The organism is Xenophilus sp. Marseille-Q4582 (assembly GCF_916700565.1).
GTDB lineage: Bacteria > Pseudomonadota > Gammaproteobacteria > Burkholderiales > Burkholderiaceae_C > Xenophilus.
The window spans coordinates 340922-355560 of sequence record NZ_CAKAKO010000002.1 but is presented as its reverse complement, the minus strand read 5'-3'; the positions used below and the strand labels follow the sequence as shown (position 1 = coordinate 355560).

Sequence of the window (14639 nt, the reverse complement as noted above, 5' to 3'; positions counted from 1 at the left end):
GCCGTGCGCCGGCTGCTGTCGTCATGGGAGGACGGGCCGAGCCAGAGGAGACAAGCCCGATGAATCCCGACCGCCTGCCCCGCCACGCCACCAAGATCGTCGCCACGCTGGGCCCGGCGTCCAGCACGCCCCAGATGCTGGAGGCGATGATCACGCACAAGGTCAGCGTGGTGCGCCTGAACTTCAGCCACGGCACCGCGCAGGACCACATCGCCCGCGCCGCCATGGTGCGCGAGGCCGCCCGCGTCGCCGGCCGCGAAGTGGCCATCATGGCCGACCTGCAAGGTCCCAAGATCCGTGTCGGCAAGTTCGGCGAAGGCAAGGTCTGGCTGGAGCCGGGCGCCAAGTTCACGCTGGACGCCTCGCGCACCGAGCCCGGCGACGTCGACGCGGTGGGCCTGGACTACAAGGACCTGCCGCGCGACGTGAAGCCCGGCGACCGCCTGCTGCTCAACGACGGCCTGATCGTGCTCACGGTGGATGCGGTGCGCGGCGAGCAGGTGCACACCACCGTCAAGCTCGGCGGCGAGCTGTCGAACAACAAGGGCATCAACCGCCAGGGCGGCGGCCTCACGGCCCCGGCGCTGACGGCCAAGGACATGGAGGACATCAAGACCGCCATGAGCTTCCAGGCCGACTACGTGGCCGTGAGCTTCCCCAAGAACGCCACCGACATGGAAATGGCGCGCCAGCTGTGCAACGTGGCGGGCGCGGAATGGGGCCACAAGCCGAGCATGATCGCCAAGATCGAGCGCGCCGAGGCGATCCCGAAGCTCGAGGAAATCCTGCGAGCGAGCGACGGCATCATGGTCGCGCGTGGCGACCTGGCGGTGGAAGTGGGCAACGCCGCCGTGCCGGCGCTGCAGAAGAAGATGATTCGCCTGGCGCGCGAGATGGACAAGGTCGTCATCACCGCCACGCAGATGATGGAGTCGATGATCGCCAACCCGGTGCCCACGCGCGCGGAGGTCAGCGACGTGGCCAATGCCGTGCTGGACGGCACAGACGCCGTGATGCTGAGCGCGGAAACCGCCTCGGGCCGCTACCCGCTGGAGACGGTGCAGGAGATGAGCCGCATCTGCGAAGCCGCCGAGCAGGCCGAGGACCCGTCGCTGGACCTGGACTTCCGCGGCCACTACACGCGCATCGACCAGTCCATCGCCATGGGCGCGCTGTTCACGGCGCACCACCTGGGCGCCAAGGCCATCGTGGCACTGACCGAATCGGGCTCCACGCCGCTGTGGATGAGCCGGCATGCGGCGCACATTCCGGTCTACGCCCTCACCTCGCGGCTGGCCACGCAGCGCAAGATGGCGCTGTACCGCAACGTGCGCCCGCTGCTGATGGATTCGGAAACCGACCGCGACACCGCACTGGAGCGCGCCGAGGCGCATCTGAAGAAGCGCGGCATCGTGCAAAGCGGCGACGTGTACGCCATCACCTGCGGCGAGCCGATGGGCGCGCCCGGCGGCACCAACATGCTCAAGATCTGTCGCGCGGCGTAGGACGCGGCAGTCAGTTCGCGGGCTCTGGGAGCCCGTCGACGGGCGGTCCTTCTACAATCGCCGGTTGACCTCGTGCCGCCGCGGCGGCATCCACCCCCACCAGAGAGCGACACAGTGAATCAGGATCAACTCAAGAAGGTTTCCACGGGCAAGGGCTTCATCGCGGCGCTGGACCAGAGCGGCGGCAGCACGCCCAAGGCGCTCAAGCTCTACGGCGTCGAGGAGTCGGCGTACAAGGACGAAGCACAGATGTTCGACCTGGTGCATGCCATGCGCGCACGCATCGTCAGCAGCCCGGCCTTCACCGGCGAGCGCGTGCTGGGCGCGATCCTGTTCGAAATGACCATGGACCGCCAGTTCGAGGGCCAGGACGCGGCCCAGTACCTGTGGGAAAAGAAGCAGGTCGTGCCCTTCCTGAAGGTGGACAAGGGCCTGGCCGACGAAGCCGACGGCGTGCAGGTGATGAAGCCCATGCCGCAGCTGGATGCGCTGCTGGCGCGCGCCGTGAAGAAGGGCATCTTCGGCACCAAGATGCGTTCGGTGGTCCACGCGGCCAATGCCAAGGGCATCGACGCCGTGGTGGCGCAGCAGTTCGCCGTGGGCAAGCAGATCCTGGCGGCCGGCCTGATGCCCATCATCGAGCCCGAGGTGAACATCAAGGCGACCGACAAGAAGGAAGCCGAAGCCCTGCTGAAGGCGGCCCTGCTCAAGGAACTGGACGCGCTGGGCGCCGACCAGAAGGTGATGCTCAAGCTCACCATCCCGAGCGTGGACGGCTTCTACACCGAGCTGGTGAAGCACCCCAAGGTCGTGCGCGTGGTGGCCCTGTCGGGCGGCTACAGCCGTGAAGAATCGAACGCCATGCTGGCGAAGAACCCCGGCGTGATCGCCAGCTTCAGCCGCGCGCTGACCGAAGGCCTGTCGGCCCAGCAGAGCGATGCCGAGTTCAACGCCGCGCTGGACAAGGCCGTCGAGTCGATCTACCAGGCCTCCATCGCCTGAGAAAAGGCGTGGCCGGGGCCTGCCCCGGCCTGCGCACCGGCCACCCGCTGCGGTGGCTTTTTTCTGCGCGCACAATGCGCGCTGCCCCGCCCTTGCCGAACTGCCATGACGACCACCGTCCACACCTCCTCCATCCAGAGCCTGCCCCTGCTCGCGCGCGGCAAGGTGCGCGACAACTATGCCGTGGGCACCGACCGCATCCTGATGGTGGCCAGCGACCGCCTGTCGGCTTTCGACGTCATCATGGGCGAGCCCATTCCGGGCAAGGGCGAGATCCTGACCCAGATGGCGCTGTGGTGGTTCGATCGCCTGGGCCATCTGTGCCCCAACCACCTGACCGGCGACGCGCCCGAAAGCGTGGTGCAGCCCGGTGAAGTGGCCCAGGTCACCGGCCGCTCGATGCTGGTCAAGCGCCTGCGCCCGATCCCGGTCGAAGCCGTGGTGCGCGGCTACCTGGCCGGCAGCGGCTGGAAGGAATACCAGGAAGGCCGCGCCGTCTGCGGCGTGCCGCTGCCCGAGGGCCTGCGCAATTCGCAGAAGCTGCCGCAGGCCATCTTCACGCCGGCGGCCAAGGCCGCCGCGGGCGAGCATGACGAGAACATCTCCTACGAGCGCGTGGTCCAGATGATCGGCCCCGCCCTGGCCCAGCAGATCCGCGAGACCAGCATCGCCATCTACGAAGCCGCGGCCGCCATTGCGCTCACCAAGGGCATGATCATTGCCGACACCAAGTTCGAATTCGGCCTGGACGACCAGGACCGGCTGGTGCTGATGGACGAGGTGCTCACGCCCGACAGCTCGCGCTACTGGCCGGTGGAAGGCTATGAGGAAGCGCTGGCCAGCGGCGCCAATCCGCCCAGCTACGACAAGCAGTTCGTGCGCGACTGGCTGGAGGCCGTGCGCATCCATGGCAAGCCCTGGGACAAGACCCCGCCCGCGCCGCGCCTGCCGCGCGAGGTGATCGAGAAGACCGCCGCCAAGTACCGCGAGGCGCTGGAGCGGCTGACGGCTTGAACCGCCAGCGGGCCCCGTCACCGTCCCGAATGCCAACCGGGCGCCGCACCGCGAGGTGGGGCGCCCTTTTTTTGTGCCTGGGCCTCAGGAGAGGTGCAGCGCGCCTCGGCGACTCAGCGCCCGGTCGCGGACTCCAGCCGCGCGAGGGTGCGCCCGCCCGCGTCGAGCAGCGCCAGCTGCCCCGGCCCGGCCAGCCGGTAGCTGGCGGTGGTCTGCAGCGCCTGGAAGAAGGCGGTCTCGGTGGCCGTGCGGGTGGCGTCGGCGCAGGCCATGCGTGTGGCGCCCAGCTGGCTCAGCCGCAGCTGCGCACCGCTGCGCGTGAAGCCGCCCGACAGGCGGTTGCAACCGCCCGAGCCCGTCACCCGCCCCTGCAGGTCGAACTGCACGTGCGGATCGCGGCTGGCGTCCGGCCCGGGCACCGGCCGGATGTCGCCCACCTGCACGAGCCGCCACAGCGGGCCCTCGATGGGCTCGTCCAGGCTGATGCCGCTGCTGCAACCGGCCAGCAGGGCCGCCAGGGTCAGCACGCAGGCCGCGGGCGCGGCGACACGACGTTCTTGGAAGAGGCGAAGAAGCAGGCGCATGGCGGCGAAAAGGTCGGTGGATGCGTCAGGATGTGACAGAGCCTGCATCCTAACGTCGCCCTCCGCGCGCCCGGCCCCAAGACCGGCAGGACGGCCGGCCCATCCGGGGCGGATGGGCCGGCGCTCAGCTGAGCACGACGCTGGACAGGCGGCGGCGGTAGGTCGCCACCGTCGGATCGTCCGGCGGAATCTGGCCTTCGGCCACCTTGGGCTTGGGCGGCTCGATCACGTCCAGGATCGCGATGTAGGTCTTGCGCGCCAGGTCCTCGTTCCAGGCCTTGTCGCGCATCAGGATCTCAAGCAGCTCGTCCATGGCCGCCGTCCATTGCTGCTGCGCCATCAGCAGCTGCGCACGCGCAAAGCGCGCGTCGAAGTCACGCTTGGCCGCGGCGATCTTCGCGTCGGCCTCGGCCAGGCGCTGCGCCCACTGGCTGGGGTCGCCGGCGGCGTCGATGGCGTCCATCCAGCGCTGCAGCGAATCGAAGCGGCGCACCAGCGCGCGGCGGTCGATGACGGGTGCGAAGGCCACCTTGGCGTCGTCCTCGCGGCCCAGCTGCAGCAGCAGCTTGACGTAGTCGAAACGTGCATCGTCGTTGGCCGGGTCGGTGGCCACGGCATGCTGGAGCTTTTCGAGCGCGGCGTCGGTGTCGCCCTCGGCCAGGGCTTCCTGGGCTTCCTCTTCCTGCTGCTGGGCTTCGAGTTCCTCGGCCCCCGGCACGTGCTTGTCGAGGAATTCGCGGATCTGCTCGGCCGGGATCGCGCCCACGAAACCGTCCACCGGCTGGCCGCCGACGAACATCACGCAGAAGGGAATGCTGCGCACGCCGAACATCTGCGAGAGCTGGCTGGACAGCTGCGGCACCTTGTCAGCGTCCAGCTTGGCCAGCTTGAAGCGGCCCTCGTACTCGATCTCCAGCTTCTCCAGCACGGGGCCCAGCTGCTTGCAGGGGCCGCACCATTCGGCCCAGATGTCCAGCAGCACGGGCGTGGTGAGCGAGGCTTCGACCAGTTCGGTCTGGAAGTTGTCGAGGGTGATGTCGATCATGGTGGCGGCAGGGCGATGGGAAGAGGCGGCGCCGGCCGGAAGGCCAAGGGGCCGCGCCATCCGTGAAGCTGGGGGCCAAACGTAGAATTCCAACCTATGAGCGAAACCATCCAGGTCGGCGTCGTCATGGGCTCGAACTCCGATTGGGAGACGATGCGCAATGCGGCCGAGATTCTGACCCAATTCGGCATTGCCCACGAAGCGAAGGTGGTGTCGGCCCACCGCATGCCCGACGCCCTCTTTGCCTATGCCGAAAGCGCCGCTTCGCGCGGGCTGGCGGCCATCATCGCCGGCGCCGGCGGCGCGGCCCACCTGCCGGGCATGCTGGCCGCCAAGACGACGGTGCCCGTGCTGGGCGTGCCGGTGGCCAGCAAGCACCTGCAAGGCGTCGATTCGCTCTACAGCATCGTGCAGATGCCCAAGGGCGTGCCCGTGGCCACTTTTGCCATCGGCGCTGCCGGCGCGTCCAATGCGGCGCTGTTCGCCGTGGCCATGCTGGCGGTGAACGACCCGGCGCTGCGCGCTCGGCTCGACGCTTTCCGCGCGGAGCAGACCGAAGCCGCCACCGCCATGACGCTGCCGCCCGTGGCCGCCGAAGCGGTGTCACCCTTCTCGCCGCAGGGCGGAGGCGCGCTGTGAGCCCTGCCACCGTCACCTCGCCCCTGCTGCCCGGCAGCACGCTGGGCGTGATGGGCGGCGGCCAGCTGGGCCGCATGTTCGTGCATGCCGCGCAAGCCATGGGCTACTTCACCGCCGTGCTCGACCCCGACGCGGACAGCCCGGCCGGCCGCGTGAGCCACCACCACATCCACGCCGACTACCTGGACGAAGACGGCCTGGCCCGCCTGTCGAAGCTGGCCGACGCCATCACCACCGAATTCGAGAACGTGCCGGCCCAGGCCCTGGCCTCGCTGGCCGGCGACCGCCCCGTGGCGCCGGCCGCCCATGCGGTCGGCATCGCGCAGGACCGCATCCTCGAAAAGGCGCATTTCACGCGCTGCGCCGCCACGAGCGGCGTGGGCTGCGCGCCCTATGCCGTGATCGAAAGCGCTGCGCACCTGGCCGCCGTGCCCGCCACGCTGTTGCCCGGCATCCTGAAGACCGCGCGCCTGGGCTACGACGGCAAGGGCCAGCAGACCGTGCACACGGCCGAGGAACTGGCCCGCGCCTGGGAAGCCACGGGCGGCGTGCCCTGCGTGCTGGAAAAGCGCCTGCCGCTGGCCGCCGAGTGCTCGGTGATCGTGGCGCGCAGCGCCGACGGCCGCAGCGTGCACTTTCCGGTGCAGCGCAACCTGCACCGGGACGGCATCCTGGCCGTGACCGAAGTGCATGAGCAGGTGCTGCCGCCCGCGCTGGCGCAGCAGGCCGTGGCCGCCGCCGTGTCGGTGGCCGACGGGCTGGACTACGTGGGCGTGCTGTGCGTCGAGTTCTTCGCGCTGGAGGACGGCTCGCTGGTCGTCAACGAGATGGCCCCACGCCCACACAACAGCGGCCACTACACGCTGGACGCCTGCGACGTCTCGCAGTTCGACCTGCAGGTGCGCACGCTGGCCGGGCTGCCGCTGGTGGCGCCGCGCCTGCACAGCCCGGCCCTCATGCTCAACCTGCTGGGCGACCTGTGGTTCGCACCGGGCTCCCCCCAGCAGACCGAGCCGCCCTGGGACCGCGTGCTGGCCCTGCCCGGCACCCACCTGCACCTGTACGGCAAGACCGAGGCGCGCCGCGGCCGCAAGATGGGCCACCTCAACATCACCGGCACCGACGTGGCGCAGGTGCGCGCCACCGCCGCCCAGGCCGCTCGCCTGCTGGGCCTGGCGGACTCGACCGCCTGAACCCGCCGCCCTTGCCATGATCCTCGACGGCCGCGACCCCGCCGCCCTCCAGCAGGCCGCCGACGCGCTGCAGGCCGGGCAGCTCGTCGCCTTCCCGACGGAGACGGTCTACGGCCTGGGGGCCGACGCCGGCAACGACGACGCCGTGCGCGGCATCTTCGCGGCCAAGGGCCGGCCGGCCGACCATCCGCTGATCGTGCACGTGGCCGCGGGCGCCGCCGGCACCGCGGCGGTTGCGCATTTCGCCCAGCCGCTGCCGCCCTTCGCGCAGGCCCTGGCGCGCGCCTTCTGGCCCGGGCCGCTGACCCTGATCGTGGCGCGGCAGCCCGGCGTGGGGGCCGTGGCCGCGGGCGGGCAGGACACCATCGGCCTGCGCTGCCCCGACCACCCGGTCGCGCAGGCCCTGCTGATCGCCTGCGCAGAACGCGGCGTGATGGGCCTGGCCGGCCCGAGCGCCAACCGCTTCGGCCGCGTGAGCCCCACCACGGCCGCACATGTGGCCGGTGAGTTCCCCGACGATCTGCGGGTGCTGGATGGCGGCCCCTGCGAGGTCGGCATCGAATCCACCATCGTCGACTGCAGCCGCGGGGCGCCCGTGCTGCTGCGCCCCGGCAAGCTCACGCGCACGCAGATCGAGCAGGCAGCCGGCCAGCCGCTGCGCGAACGCGAGGCGCTGCAGGCGCCCGACCCGCGCGCCTCGGGCACGCTGGAGGCGCACTACGCGCCCACGGCCAAGGTGCGCCTGATGGACGCCAAGGCCCTGCAGGCCGGCCTGGACGTGCTGGGCGCGCAGGCGGCGCACATCGCCGTGTGGTCCCGCGCGCCGCTGCGCAGCGCCTCGCAGCGCCTGCTGATGCGCCGCATGCCCGACGACGCCGAGGACACGGCACGCCAGCTTTTCGCCGTGCTGCGCCAATTCGACGACGAGGGCGTGAAACTGATCTGGATCGAAACGCCGCCCGCCACGCCCGAATGGGAAGGCGTGCGCGACCGGCTGCAGCGCGCGGCCGCGGCCTGAGCCGGGCAGGGGCAGGCGGCGAGGGAGCTCGCTGGTTCTGCGTCTTCAGCAACGCGCGGATGCCCGAGCGCCGCCGCGGCCGGCCTCGGTTCAGTGCGGCTTCCGCTTCGCATCGCCCCGCGCCTCGCGCGGTGCGAAGGTCAGAACGTACAGGCGCTCCACCTGCTCGCGCGCCCAGGGCGTCTTGCGCAGGAAGGTCAGGCTGGACTTCACCGACGGATCGTTCTTGAAACAGTTGAGAGGGATCTTGCGCGCCAGCCCGTCCCACCCATGGTGCTCGGCCAGCCGCACCACGATGGCCTCCAGCGTGAGGCCGTGCAAGGGGTTGTTGGGCTGTACGCCGGCCGTCATCGCGGGGCGGCCTGAATCCGGCGCCGCTCAGGCCGCCTTGGGCGGCCGATGGATCGCGCACAGCTTGTTGCCATCCGGGTCGCGCACATAGGCCAGGTACATCGCTCCCATCTTGCCTTCGCGCAGCCCCGGCGGCTCTTCGATGGACGTGCCGCCATGGGCCACGGCCACGTCATGGAACTGCTGCACCTGCTCGGGCGAGTTGCACTTGAAGCCGATGGTGCCGCCATTGGCCTGCGTGGCCGGCTCGCCATTGATGGGCTCGCTCACGCAGAAGGACGCGCCGTCGTGCCGATAGAACAGCCGGTTGTGGCCCGAACCGGCCTGGTTCTGGAAGGGCTCTCCGGCCCCGAGGACGCCGAGCACGGCGTCGTAGAAGCGTTTGGAACGTTGGAGGTCGTTGGAACCGACCATGATGTGGCTGAACATGTATGTCTCTGGTGGGGCAATGTGCACGGCCCCCAGGTTTCGTCGCATTTCGATCGGGAACCCTGGGGGCTTGCATCGTAGTGGTTATGCCGGGCCTGGCGAATGCTGCCCGCATGCGGGCAGCCACGGTGCGGCGAACCTGCGCGCAGCGCAGGCATCCCTCAAGGGCCGCGCCTCACCCGCCGCTCGCCAGCACCCCCTGGAAAAAGCCGCGCGCCGACGCGACGCAGAAGGGCGGCACCAGCGTGCCGTGGTAGGCGCGCAGCACGGCTTCGGCCTTCACGGCGGCGTCGCCTTCGGTGCTTTCATACCGCTGGGCCTTGGCCTGGGCGAAGCCGGCGCGGGCGGCGGCATACGGGTCGTTCGCGCCGCCCGCCGCCTCCAGGTCCAGCACCTGCAGGATCGACGCCGGCATGCCGCGCGCGGCGAAGTAGCCGGCCGTGGCGCGGGTGCTCAGGAAGTTGACCGTGGGATCGTCGGCACCGCCGCAGAAGAAGACCGGACGCGTGGGCAGCCAGTTGCGCAGGTCGTTGGCGACCGCCGCCTTGCGGAAGCCGTTGTCGGGCTTGCAGTCCAGCGCCGCGGCATTGCCCAGCGAGCCGGCCGTGGCAGGCAGCGCGTTGCCCGGGCAGGGGCGCGCCATCACGTCACCGGCGGCCTGGGTCAGGTAGCTCTGGCGCACGAGGTTGTCGGGGCCGTAGAAGACGCGCAGTTCGGGCGCCACCGGGCCGGGCACGGCGTTGGCCGGGTACAGCGCGGTGAGCGGCAGCTTGCCGGCGGCGAAGAGGTCGTTGATGGGCGTCAGGCTGGGCAGCAGGGTGTCGATGCCCGGCGCGTAGCGGCTTTCGTAGATGTCTTCGGTCTTGGCGTACACGTTGCCGAACTGCTGCTGCCAGCTGGTGGACAGCAGCGGCACGAAGACGGTGGAGCCCAGCGCCGGCCAGCCCAGGAAGTTGTAGTCGGTCAGCAGGCTGATGGCCGAGGGCGCCGACAGCGGGGCCGAGGCGGTGACTTTCTCGCCCAGCGCCTGCAGTTCGCGGTGCGCGGCCAGCGCCACGTAGCCGCCCTGCGAATAGCCAGTGAGCAGCAGCGCGCCGCTGTCGCCGACGCCGGCCACCGGCAGCACGCTGCGCGCGGCGGTGAGCGAGTCCACCACGTCGCGCGCCTGCTGCGTGCCGTTGAGGTAGGGGTGGTAGGGCAGGGTGGACTTGTCGTAGCCCGCATAGTTGGGCGCGACCACGATGTAGCCCTGCGCCGCGAACATGGCGGCAATGATCACGCCCTCGGCGGCCGAGGCCTGGCCGGGCTCCATCCAGCGCGCCAGGTCGTAGGCGCGGTCGGTGGTGGTGCCGTGCGCGTACACCACGACGGGGCGCTTGCCATTGCAGGCGGGGTCGGTGCCGGCGGGCACCATCAGCGCGCCGCTGGCGGTGGTTTCTTCGTCGTGTCCGCCCACAGTGCGGTAGTGGATGGCCTGCAGTTCGAAGCCGCACCTGGGCTTGCCGGCGATCTGCTCCAGCGCACGGCCCTTGTCGTCCAGGCGCAGCAGGGCGGTGAACTGGTCGGCCGACAGGCGCGCGACGGGCTTCGCGGGCTCGACCAGCGTGCCGCGCCCGGGCGGCGGGGGCGGCGGCGGGGGTTGACGATCGGGGGGATGAAGACCGGACCGCTCCCGCCGCCACCGCAGGCGGCAAGCACGGCGGTGGCCAGCAGCGCTGCGGTGGTGCGGGCCCGCCGGGCCCACGGCTGGGCGGGCGTGCGGGGCGGCGGGCAGGGGGCAGCGGCTGGCGGGGCATCAGGGGGTCTCCTTCGGTTGGATGGATGGGGCGCCGGGCCGCGGCGAAGCGAGGAAACGGCCGGTGCCGCGCCATTCTGGAGACGTGCCGGGCGCGACGCAATCAGTAACAGTCACTGGCCCGTCGCCGCGGCGCGGGCACGCGGCGGGGTGGCGTCGGGCCGGACGCTGCGCCCGGCCGGCGGCGCCGCATCACCGCCATCTTCTTTCCATGGGTTCATTGTGTTCATTGGTCGCGCGTGGCCCAGTCCACCAGCGCGTCGAAGGCCGGGCGCGCGGCGGCCGCGTTCGGGTCGTTGGCGATGGCCACCAGCACCCAGCGCCGGCCGCTGGCGCCGTCCACGTAGCCGGCGATGCCGCTGCTGTCGCGCAGGGTGCCGGTCTTGAGGTGGGCCGAACCGCCCGAGCGCAGCTGGCGCCGGCGCAGGGTGCCGTCCACGCCGATGGCGGGCAGCGAGGCCATCAGCTCCGACATGGCCGGCGAGCGCCAGGCCACCTGCAGCATCCTGCCCAGGCCGGCGGCCGTGAGGCGCTCGTCGCGCGACAGGCCGGCGCCGTTGTCGAAGGTCGGCTGGCCCTCGCCGGTGCCGATGCGCTCGTTCCACCACTGGCGGATGGCGCGGCGCGCATCGTCGAAGCCCACCGGCTGGCGCGGCTGCTGCTGCAGCGCCAGGGTGAGGAAGACCTGCTGCGCCATCACGTTGTTGCTGTACTTGTTGATGTCGCGGATCACCTCGGCCAACGGCGGCGACTGCACCTCGAAGGCCGGCTTCAGGCCCGCGGGCACGGTGCCGTGGCGCATCTGGCCGCCCACGCGGCCGCCCATCTCGGCCCACAGGCCGCCCACGGCGCGCAGGGCGTAGCTGCGCGGATCGGGGTAGGCCACGGACCAGCTGCGCTCGCCGCAACTGGCCGGCAGGCCGCCGGCAAAGACCATGCGCTGCGGGTCGCTGAAGTCCGGCCGCAGGTTCGTGCGCCAGTCGCCGCCCGCGTTGCATTCGCCAGCCGTGAGCGGCACCGACGGCTGCACCGCCACGCCGGCCAGCGGCGGCTCGAAGCGCAGGTGCGCCACCTGGTTGTGGCGGTCGGGCATGAAGTGGATGGCCACCGAGCGGAAGTTCAGCAGCAGCGCGTCGGGCGCGGCGTTGTAGGGGCGCAGCGGCTCGCCGTCGAAGGCGGCGGGGTCGTTCTCCACGCTGGCGTCGAAGGCGCTGCGGTCCAGCACGATGTCGCCTGCGATCTGGCGGATGCCCATGCCCTGCACGCGGCGCAGCAGCAGCCACAGGCGCTCGATCACCAGTGCCGGATCGCCGCGGCCCTGGATGTAGAGATTGCCGCGCAGGGTGCCGTCGACGACCGGGCCGTCCACGTAGACCGGCGTGCTCCAGGTGTAGGCCGGGCCCAGCAGGTCCAGCGCCGCGTAGGTGGTGACCACCTTCATGATGGAGGCCGGGTTCACCGGCTCCTGCGTGCGCCAGGCCAGGCGCGGCGGGCGCAGGCCTTCGGCGTCGGCCACCAGCAGGGTCACCGCCTCGCGGGGCACCTTGGCGCGGGCGAGGGCGGCTTCGACTTCGGGCGGCAGGGCCTGCAGGCGACCGGCGGGTGCGGCCGGGGCCGCCGAGGCGGCCTGCGCGCAGGCGGCCGGCGGCAGGCCCAGCACGGCGGCCGCGGCCAGGGCAGCGCCGGCGGCGGCCGGCAGCGAACGGAGGAAGGCAAGGGGACGGGGGCGGCGCAGCGCCGGGCGGGTCGCGGACATGGCGCGGAATTATCCAAAGCGCCGGCGGCCGCCCTGCGTCGGACGGGGCCGGCCGCCCGGGCCACGGCGGCGCCCCGGCCAGCGCTCGATAATCGCCCGATGCCCGATCCGTCCGCCGTCCCGCGCCCGCCGCTGCTGCCCCCGCGCGCCGTGGGCCTGGGCGCGGCGGCGGCCCCGGCGCCGCCATCGGCCCCCGGGCGCGCCGCGCCGCTTCCTTTTCATTGTTCTGCCGTGGAGCGCTGCCGTGCCTGATCTGCTGGCTTTCGACACCAGCACCGAGGTGCTGTCCCTGGCCGTGCAGCGCGGCGATGCCGTACTGGCCCGCACCGAGGCCGGCGGCGCGCAGGCCTCCGCCACGCTGATCCCCGCGGTGCAGCAGTTGCTGGCCGAAGCCGGGCTGGCGCTGTCGGCGCTCGATGCCATCTGCTTCGGCCGCGGACCGGGCGCCTTCACGGGCCTGCGCACGGCCTGCGCCGTGGCACAGGGCCTGGGCTTCGGCAGCGGCCGGCCCGTGCTGCCCATCGACACGCTGCAGGCCGTGGCCGAGGAAGCCCATGCCCGCAGCGGCGCCACGCGCGTGCTGGCGCTGCTGGACGCGCGCATGGACGAGGTCTACGCCCAGGCCTTCTGGCGCGACGGCCAGGGCCTGTGGCAGCGGGCCGCGGGCGAAGCCGGCGAGCCGCGGCTGATGGCGCCCGAGCAGGTGCAGGCCCCGTCCTCGCCCGACGCCACGGGCTGGACGCTGGCCGGCAACGCCTTCGCCGCCTACGGCGAGCGCCTGCCCGCCGGCCTGCCGCGCCAGCCGGCCCTGCCCACGGCCGCCGCGCTGCTGCGGCTGGCGCCGGCGCTGCTGGCGGCCGGCGGCGCCGTGCCACCCGAGGCGGCCTGGCCGCTCTACGTGCGCGACAAGGTGGCGCAGACCACGGCCGAGCGCCTGGCGGCCAAGGCCGGAGCGGCGGCATGAGCGCCGTGCAGTCTTCGCAGGAGGCCCGCCTCGAAGCCATGACCGCGGAGCACCTGGACGCGGTGCTGGCCGTGGAACAGGTGGCCTACAGCCATCCGTGGACGCGCGGCAACTTCATCGACTCGATGCGCGTGGGCTACCACTGCCAGTGCCTGGTCGGGCCGGCGCCGGGCGGCAGCCCGGCCACGCTCTCGCAGCCCGTGCGCTTCGGCGCGGGCGACGCGCTGATCGGCTACTTCGTCGCCATGAAAGGCGTGGACGAAGTGCATCTGCTCAACATCACGGTGGCGCCGGCCTTCCAGCGCCAGGGCTGGGCCTCGCTGATGCTGGCGGCGCTGACGGGCTGGGCCCGCGCGCAGCGGGCGCACTGGCTGTGGCTGGAAGTGCGCGTGAGCAACGCGCGCGCGCAGGAGGTCTATGAACACCAGGGCTTCCGGCGCGTGGGAGTTCGCAAGGCCTACTACCCGGCGGCCCGGGGGCGCGAGGACGCGATCGTCATGAGCCTGCGGCTGGACGAATCGCCCAGCGCCTGGGGAGGCCTGGCGCGATGACGCTGCAACTCGACGCGCGGCAGCGCGCCATGCTGGAAGAGATGGGCATCAAGGTCTGGCTGCCGCAGCCGCCGGCCCAGACTGCCGAAGCGGCCGTGCCGCCCGCGCCCCGCGCGCACCTGCCAGCGCCCCCGTCCGGGCCGCAGGCCTTGGCAGATCCGGCCGAGGTGCCGTCGTCGCCCACGGTGCCCCCACCGGCCCTCGCCCCGGCCCCGCGCAGCGCATTGCCCGCGGCGGCACCCGTGCCGGCGCCTGCTGCCGCCACCGCCGCGCCGCTGCTCATCACGGCCCCGCAACGGCTCTATGCCAGCGAGGGCCAATCCGCCACCGGCGGCTGGCTGGTGGTGGTCGAAACGCCGCCCCACGCCGACGGCCGCCACGACGGCCTGCTCGACGGCGAGGCCGGCCGGCTGCTCGACCAGATGCTGCGCGCCCTGCGCCTGCCCGCGGGCACGGCGCCGGTGCATGCGATGCGCCTGTGGCGCGCCTCCCCCGGCCAGCCGGACACCGAGGGCGCGCTCGATTTCGAGGCCGCCTTCGCCGGCGCCGTGGCGCCGCTGGCGCCGCAACTGGTGCTGGCGCTGGGCCCGCTGGCGGCGCAGCGGCTGCTGGGCCAGCAGGCGCCCCTGGGCCGGCTGCGCGGCTGCGTGCACCAGGCGGCGCTGGCGGGTGCGGAATGCGCCGTCGTCGCCAGCTACCACCCGGCCTACCTGCTGCGCAACGGCGACTGCAAGGGCCGCGCCTGGGTGGACCTGTGCCTGGCCGCCGAGCGCCTCGAGCGCGCGGCCTGAAA

The 14639-nt window shown here is 72.2% G+C and carries 15 protein-coding genes; 9 read left to right on the top strand and 6 right to left on the bottom strand.

Annotated features, from left to right (window positions below; all coding sequences use genetic code 11):
- Positions 1-59: 59 nt before the first annotated feature.
- The 3 genes from pyk (at position 60) to LG388_RS06960 (ending at position 3521) form a co-directional block, all read left to right on the top strand.
- A complete protein-coding gene (gene pyk / locus LG388_RS06970; protein WP_225782142.1) occupies positions 60-1505 on the top strand; it encodes a pyruvate kinase in 1446 nt (481 codons plus the stop codon).
- Positions 1506-1619: 114 nt separating this feature from the next.
- A complete protein-coding gene (locus LG388_RS06965) occupies positions 1620-2507 on the top strand; it encodes a fructose bisphosphate aldolase (protein ID WP_225782141.1) in 888 nt (295 codons plus the stop codon).
- Between the two features lie 105 nt (positions 2508-2612).
- Positions 2613-3521 (top strand): phosphoribosylaminoimidazolesuccinocarboxamide synthase, encoded by a 909-nt coding sequence (locus LG388_RS06960; protein WP_225782140.1) that lies wholly within the window; start codon positions 2613-2615, stop codon positions 3519-3521.
- A gap of 113 nt (positions 3522-3634) precedes the next feature.
- Here LG388_RS06960 and LG388_RS06955 read toward each other — a convergent pair whose 3' ends face one another.
- Positions 3635-4105, bottom strand: coding sequence for an META domain-containing protein (locus tag LG388_RS06955; RefSeq protein ID WP_225782139.1), 471 nt, complete (start codon positions 4103-4105; stop codon positions 3635-3637).
- Positions 4106-4229: 124 nt separating this feature from the next.
- Complete coding sequence (locus tag LG388_RS06950; RefSeq protein ID WP_225782138.1) at positions 4230-5150, bottom strand: tetratricopeptide repeat protein; 921 nt, start codon at positions 5148-5150, stop codon at positions 4230-4232.
- 96 nt (positions 5151-5246) lie between these two features.
- Here LG388_RS06950 and purE point away from each other — a divergent pair, with 96 nt between their 5' ends.
- Genes purE through LG388_RS06935 form a run of 3 tightly spaced genes read left to right on the top strand, consistent with a single transcriptional unit; the run spans position 5247 to position 8000 of the window.
- Positions 5247-5789, top strand: a complete 543-nt coding sequence (gene purE / locus LG388_RS06945; RefSeq protein WP_225782137.1) for a 5-(carboxyamino)imidazole ribonucleotide mutase — start codon at positions 5247-5249, stop codon at positions 5787-5789.
- On the top strand, positions 5786-6982 hold the full coding sequence (locus LG388_RS06940) for a 5-(carboxyamino)imidazole ribonucleotide synthase (RefSeq protein WP_225782136.1): 1197 nt from the start codon (positions 5786-5788) through the stop codon (positions 6980-6982). The genes purE and LG388_RS06940 overlap by 4 nt, the downstream gene beginning before the upstream one ends.
- Before the next feature lie 16 nt (positions 6983-6998).
- Positions 6999-8000: an L-threonylcarbamoyladenylate synthase gene (locus LG388_RS06935; RefSeq protein ID WP_225782135.1), complete on the top strand. Its 1002-nt coding sequence runs from the start codon at positions 6999-7001 to the stop codon at positions 7998-8000.
- Between the two features lie 90 nt (positions 8001-8090).
- Here LG388_RS06935 and LG388_RS06930 read toward each other — a convergent pair whose 3' ends face one another.
- From LG388_RS06930 to dacB, 4 genes are all read right to left on the bottom strand, one after another.
- Positions 8091-8351 carry a VF530 family DNA-binding protein gene (locus tag LG388_RS06930; RefSeq protein WP_225782134.1) on the bottom strand — a complete coding sequence of 87 codons (261 nt, stop codon included), beginning with the start codon at positions 8349-8351 and terminating at the stop codon, positions 8091-8093.
- Positions 8352-8378: 27 nt separating this feature from the next.
- The gene (locus LG388_RS06925; protein ID WP_225782133.1) at positions 8379-8780 is read right to left on the bottom strand and encodes a VOC family protein; all 402 of its coding nucleotides are present in this window, start codon (positions 8778-8780) and stop codon (positions 8379-8381) included.
- Positions 8781-8955: 175 nt separating this feature from the next.
- Entirely contained in the window at positions 8956-10524 is a 1569-nt protein-coding gene (locus LG388_RS06920) for a S9 family peptidase (RefSeq protein ID WP_225782132.1), read from the bottom strand.
- A gap of 277 nt (positions 10525-10801) precedes the next feature.
- On the bottom strand, positions 10802-12331 hold the full coding sequence (gene dacB, locus LG388_RS06915) for a D-alanyl-D-alanine carboxypeptidase/D-alanyl-D-alanine-endopeptidase (RefSeq protein WP_225782131.1): 1530 nt from the start codon (positions 12329-12331) through the stop codon (positions 10802-10804).
- A gap of 244 nt (positions 12332-12575) precedes the next feature.
- On the opposite strand from dacB, the gene tsaB reads away from it, so the two are divergent.
- From tsaB to LG388_RS06900, 3 genes are read left to right on the top strand one after another with little or no spacing between them, the layout of a single operon-like run.
- Positions 12576-13295 (top strand): tRNA (adenosine(37)-N6)-threonylcarbamoyltransferase complex dimerization subunit type 1 TsaB, encoded by a 720-nt coding sequence (gene tsaB, locus LG388_RS06910; RefSeq protein WP_225782130.1) that lies wholly within the window; start codon positions 12576-12578, stop codon positions 13293-13295.
- Positions 13292-13846 (top strand): ribosomal protein S18-alanine N-acetyltransferase, encoded by a 555-nt coding sequence (gene rimI / locus LG388_RS06905; protein WP_225782129.1) that lies wholly within the window; start codon positions 13292-13294, stop codon positions 13844-13846. Before tsaB ends, rimI begins: the two co-directional genes overlap by 4 nt.
- Positions 13843-14637: a uracil-DNA glycosylase family protein gene (locus LG388_RS06900; RefSeq protein ID WP_225782128.1), complete on the top strand. Its 795-nt coding sequence runs from the start codon at positions 13843-13845 to the stop codon at positions 14635-14637. Before rimI ends, LG388_RS06900 begins: the two co-directional genes overlap by 4 nt.
- The last annotated feature ends 2 nt before the right edge of the window (positions 14638-14639 follow it).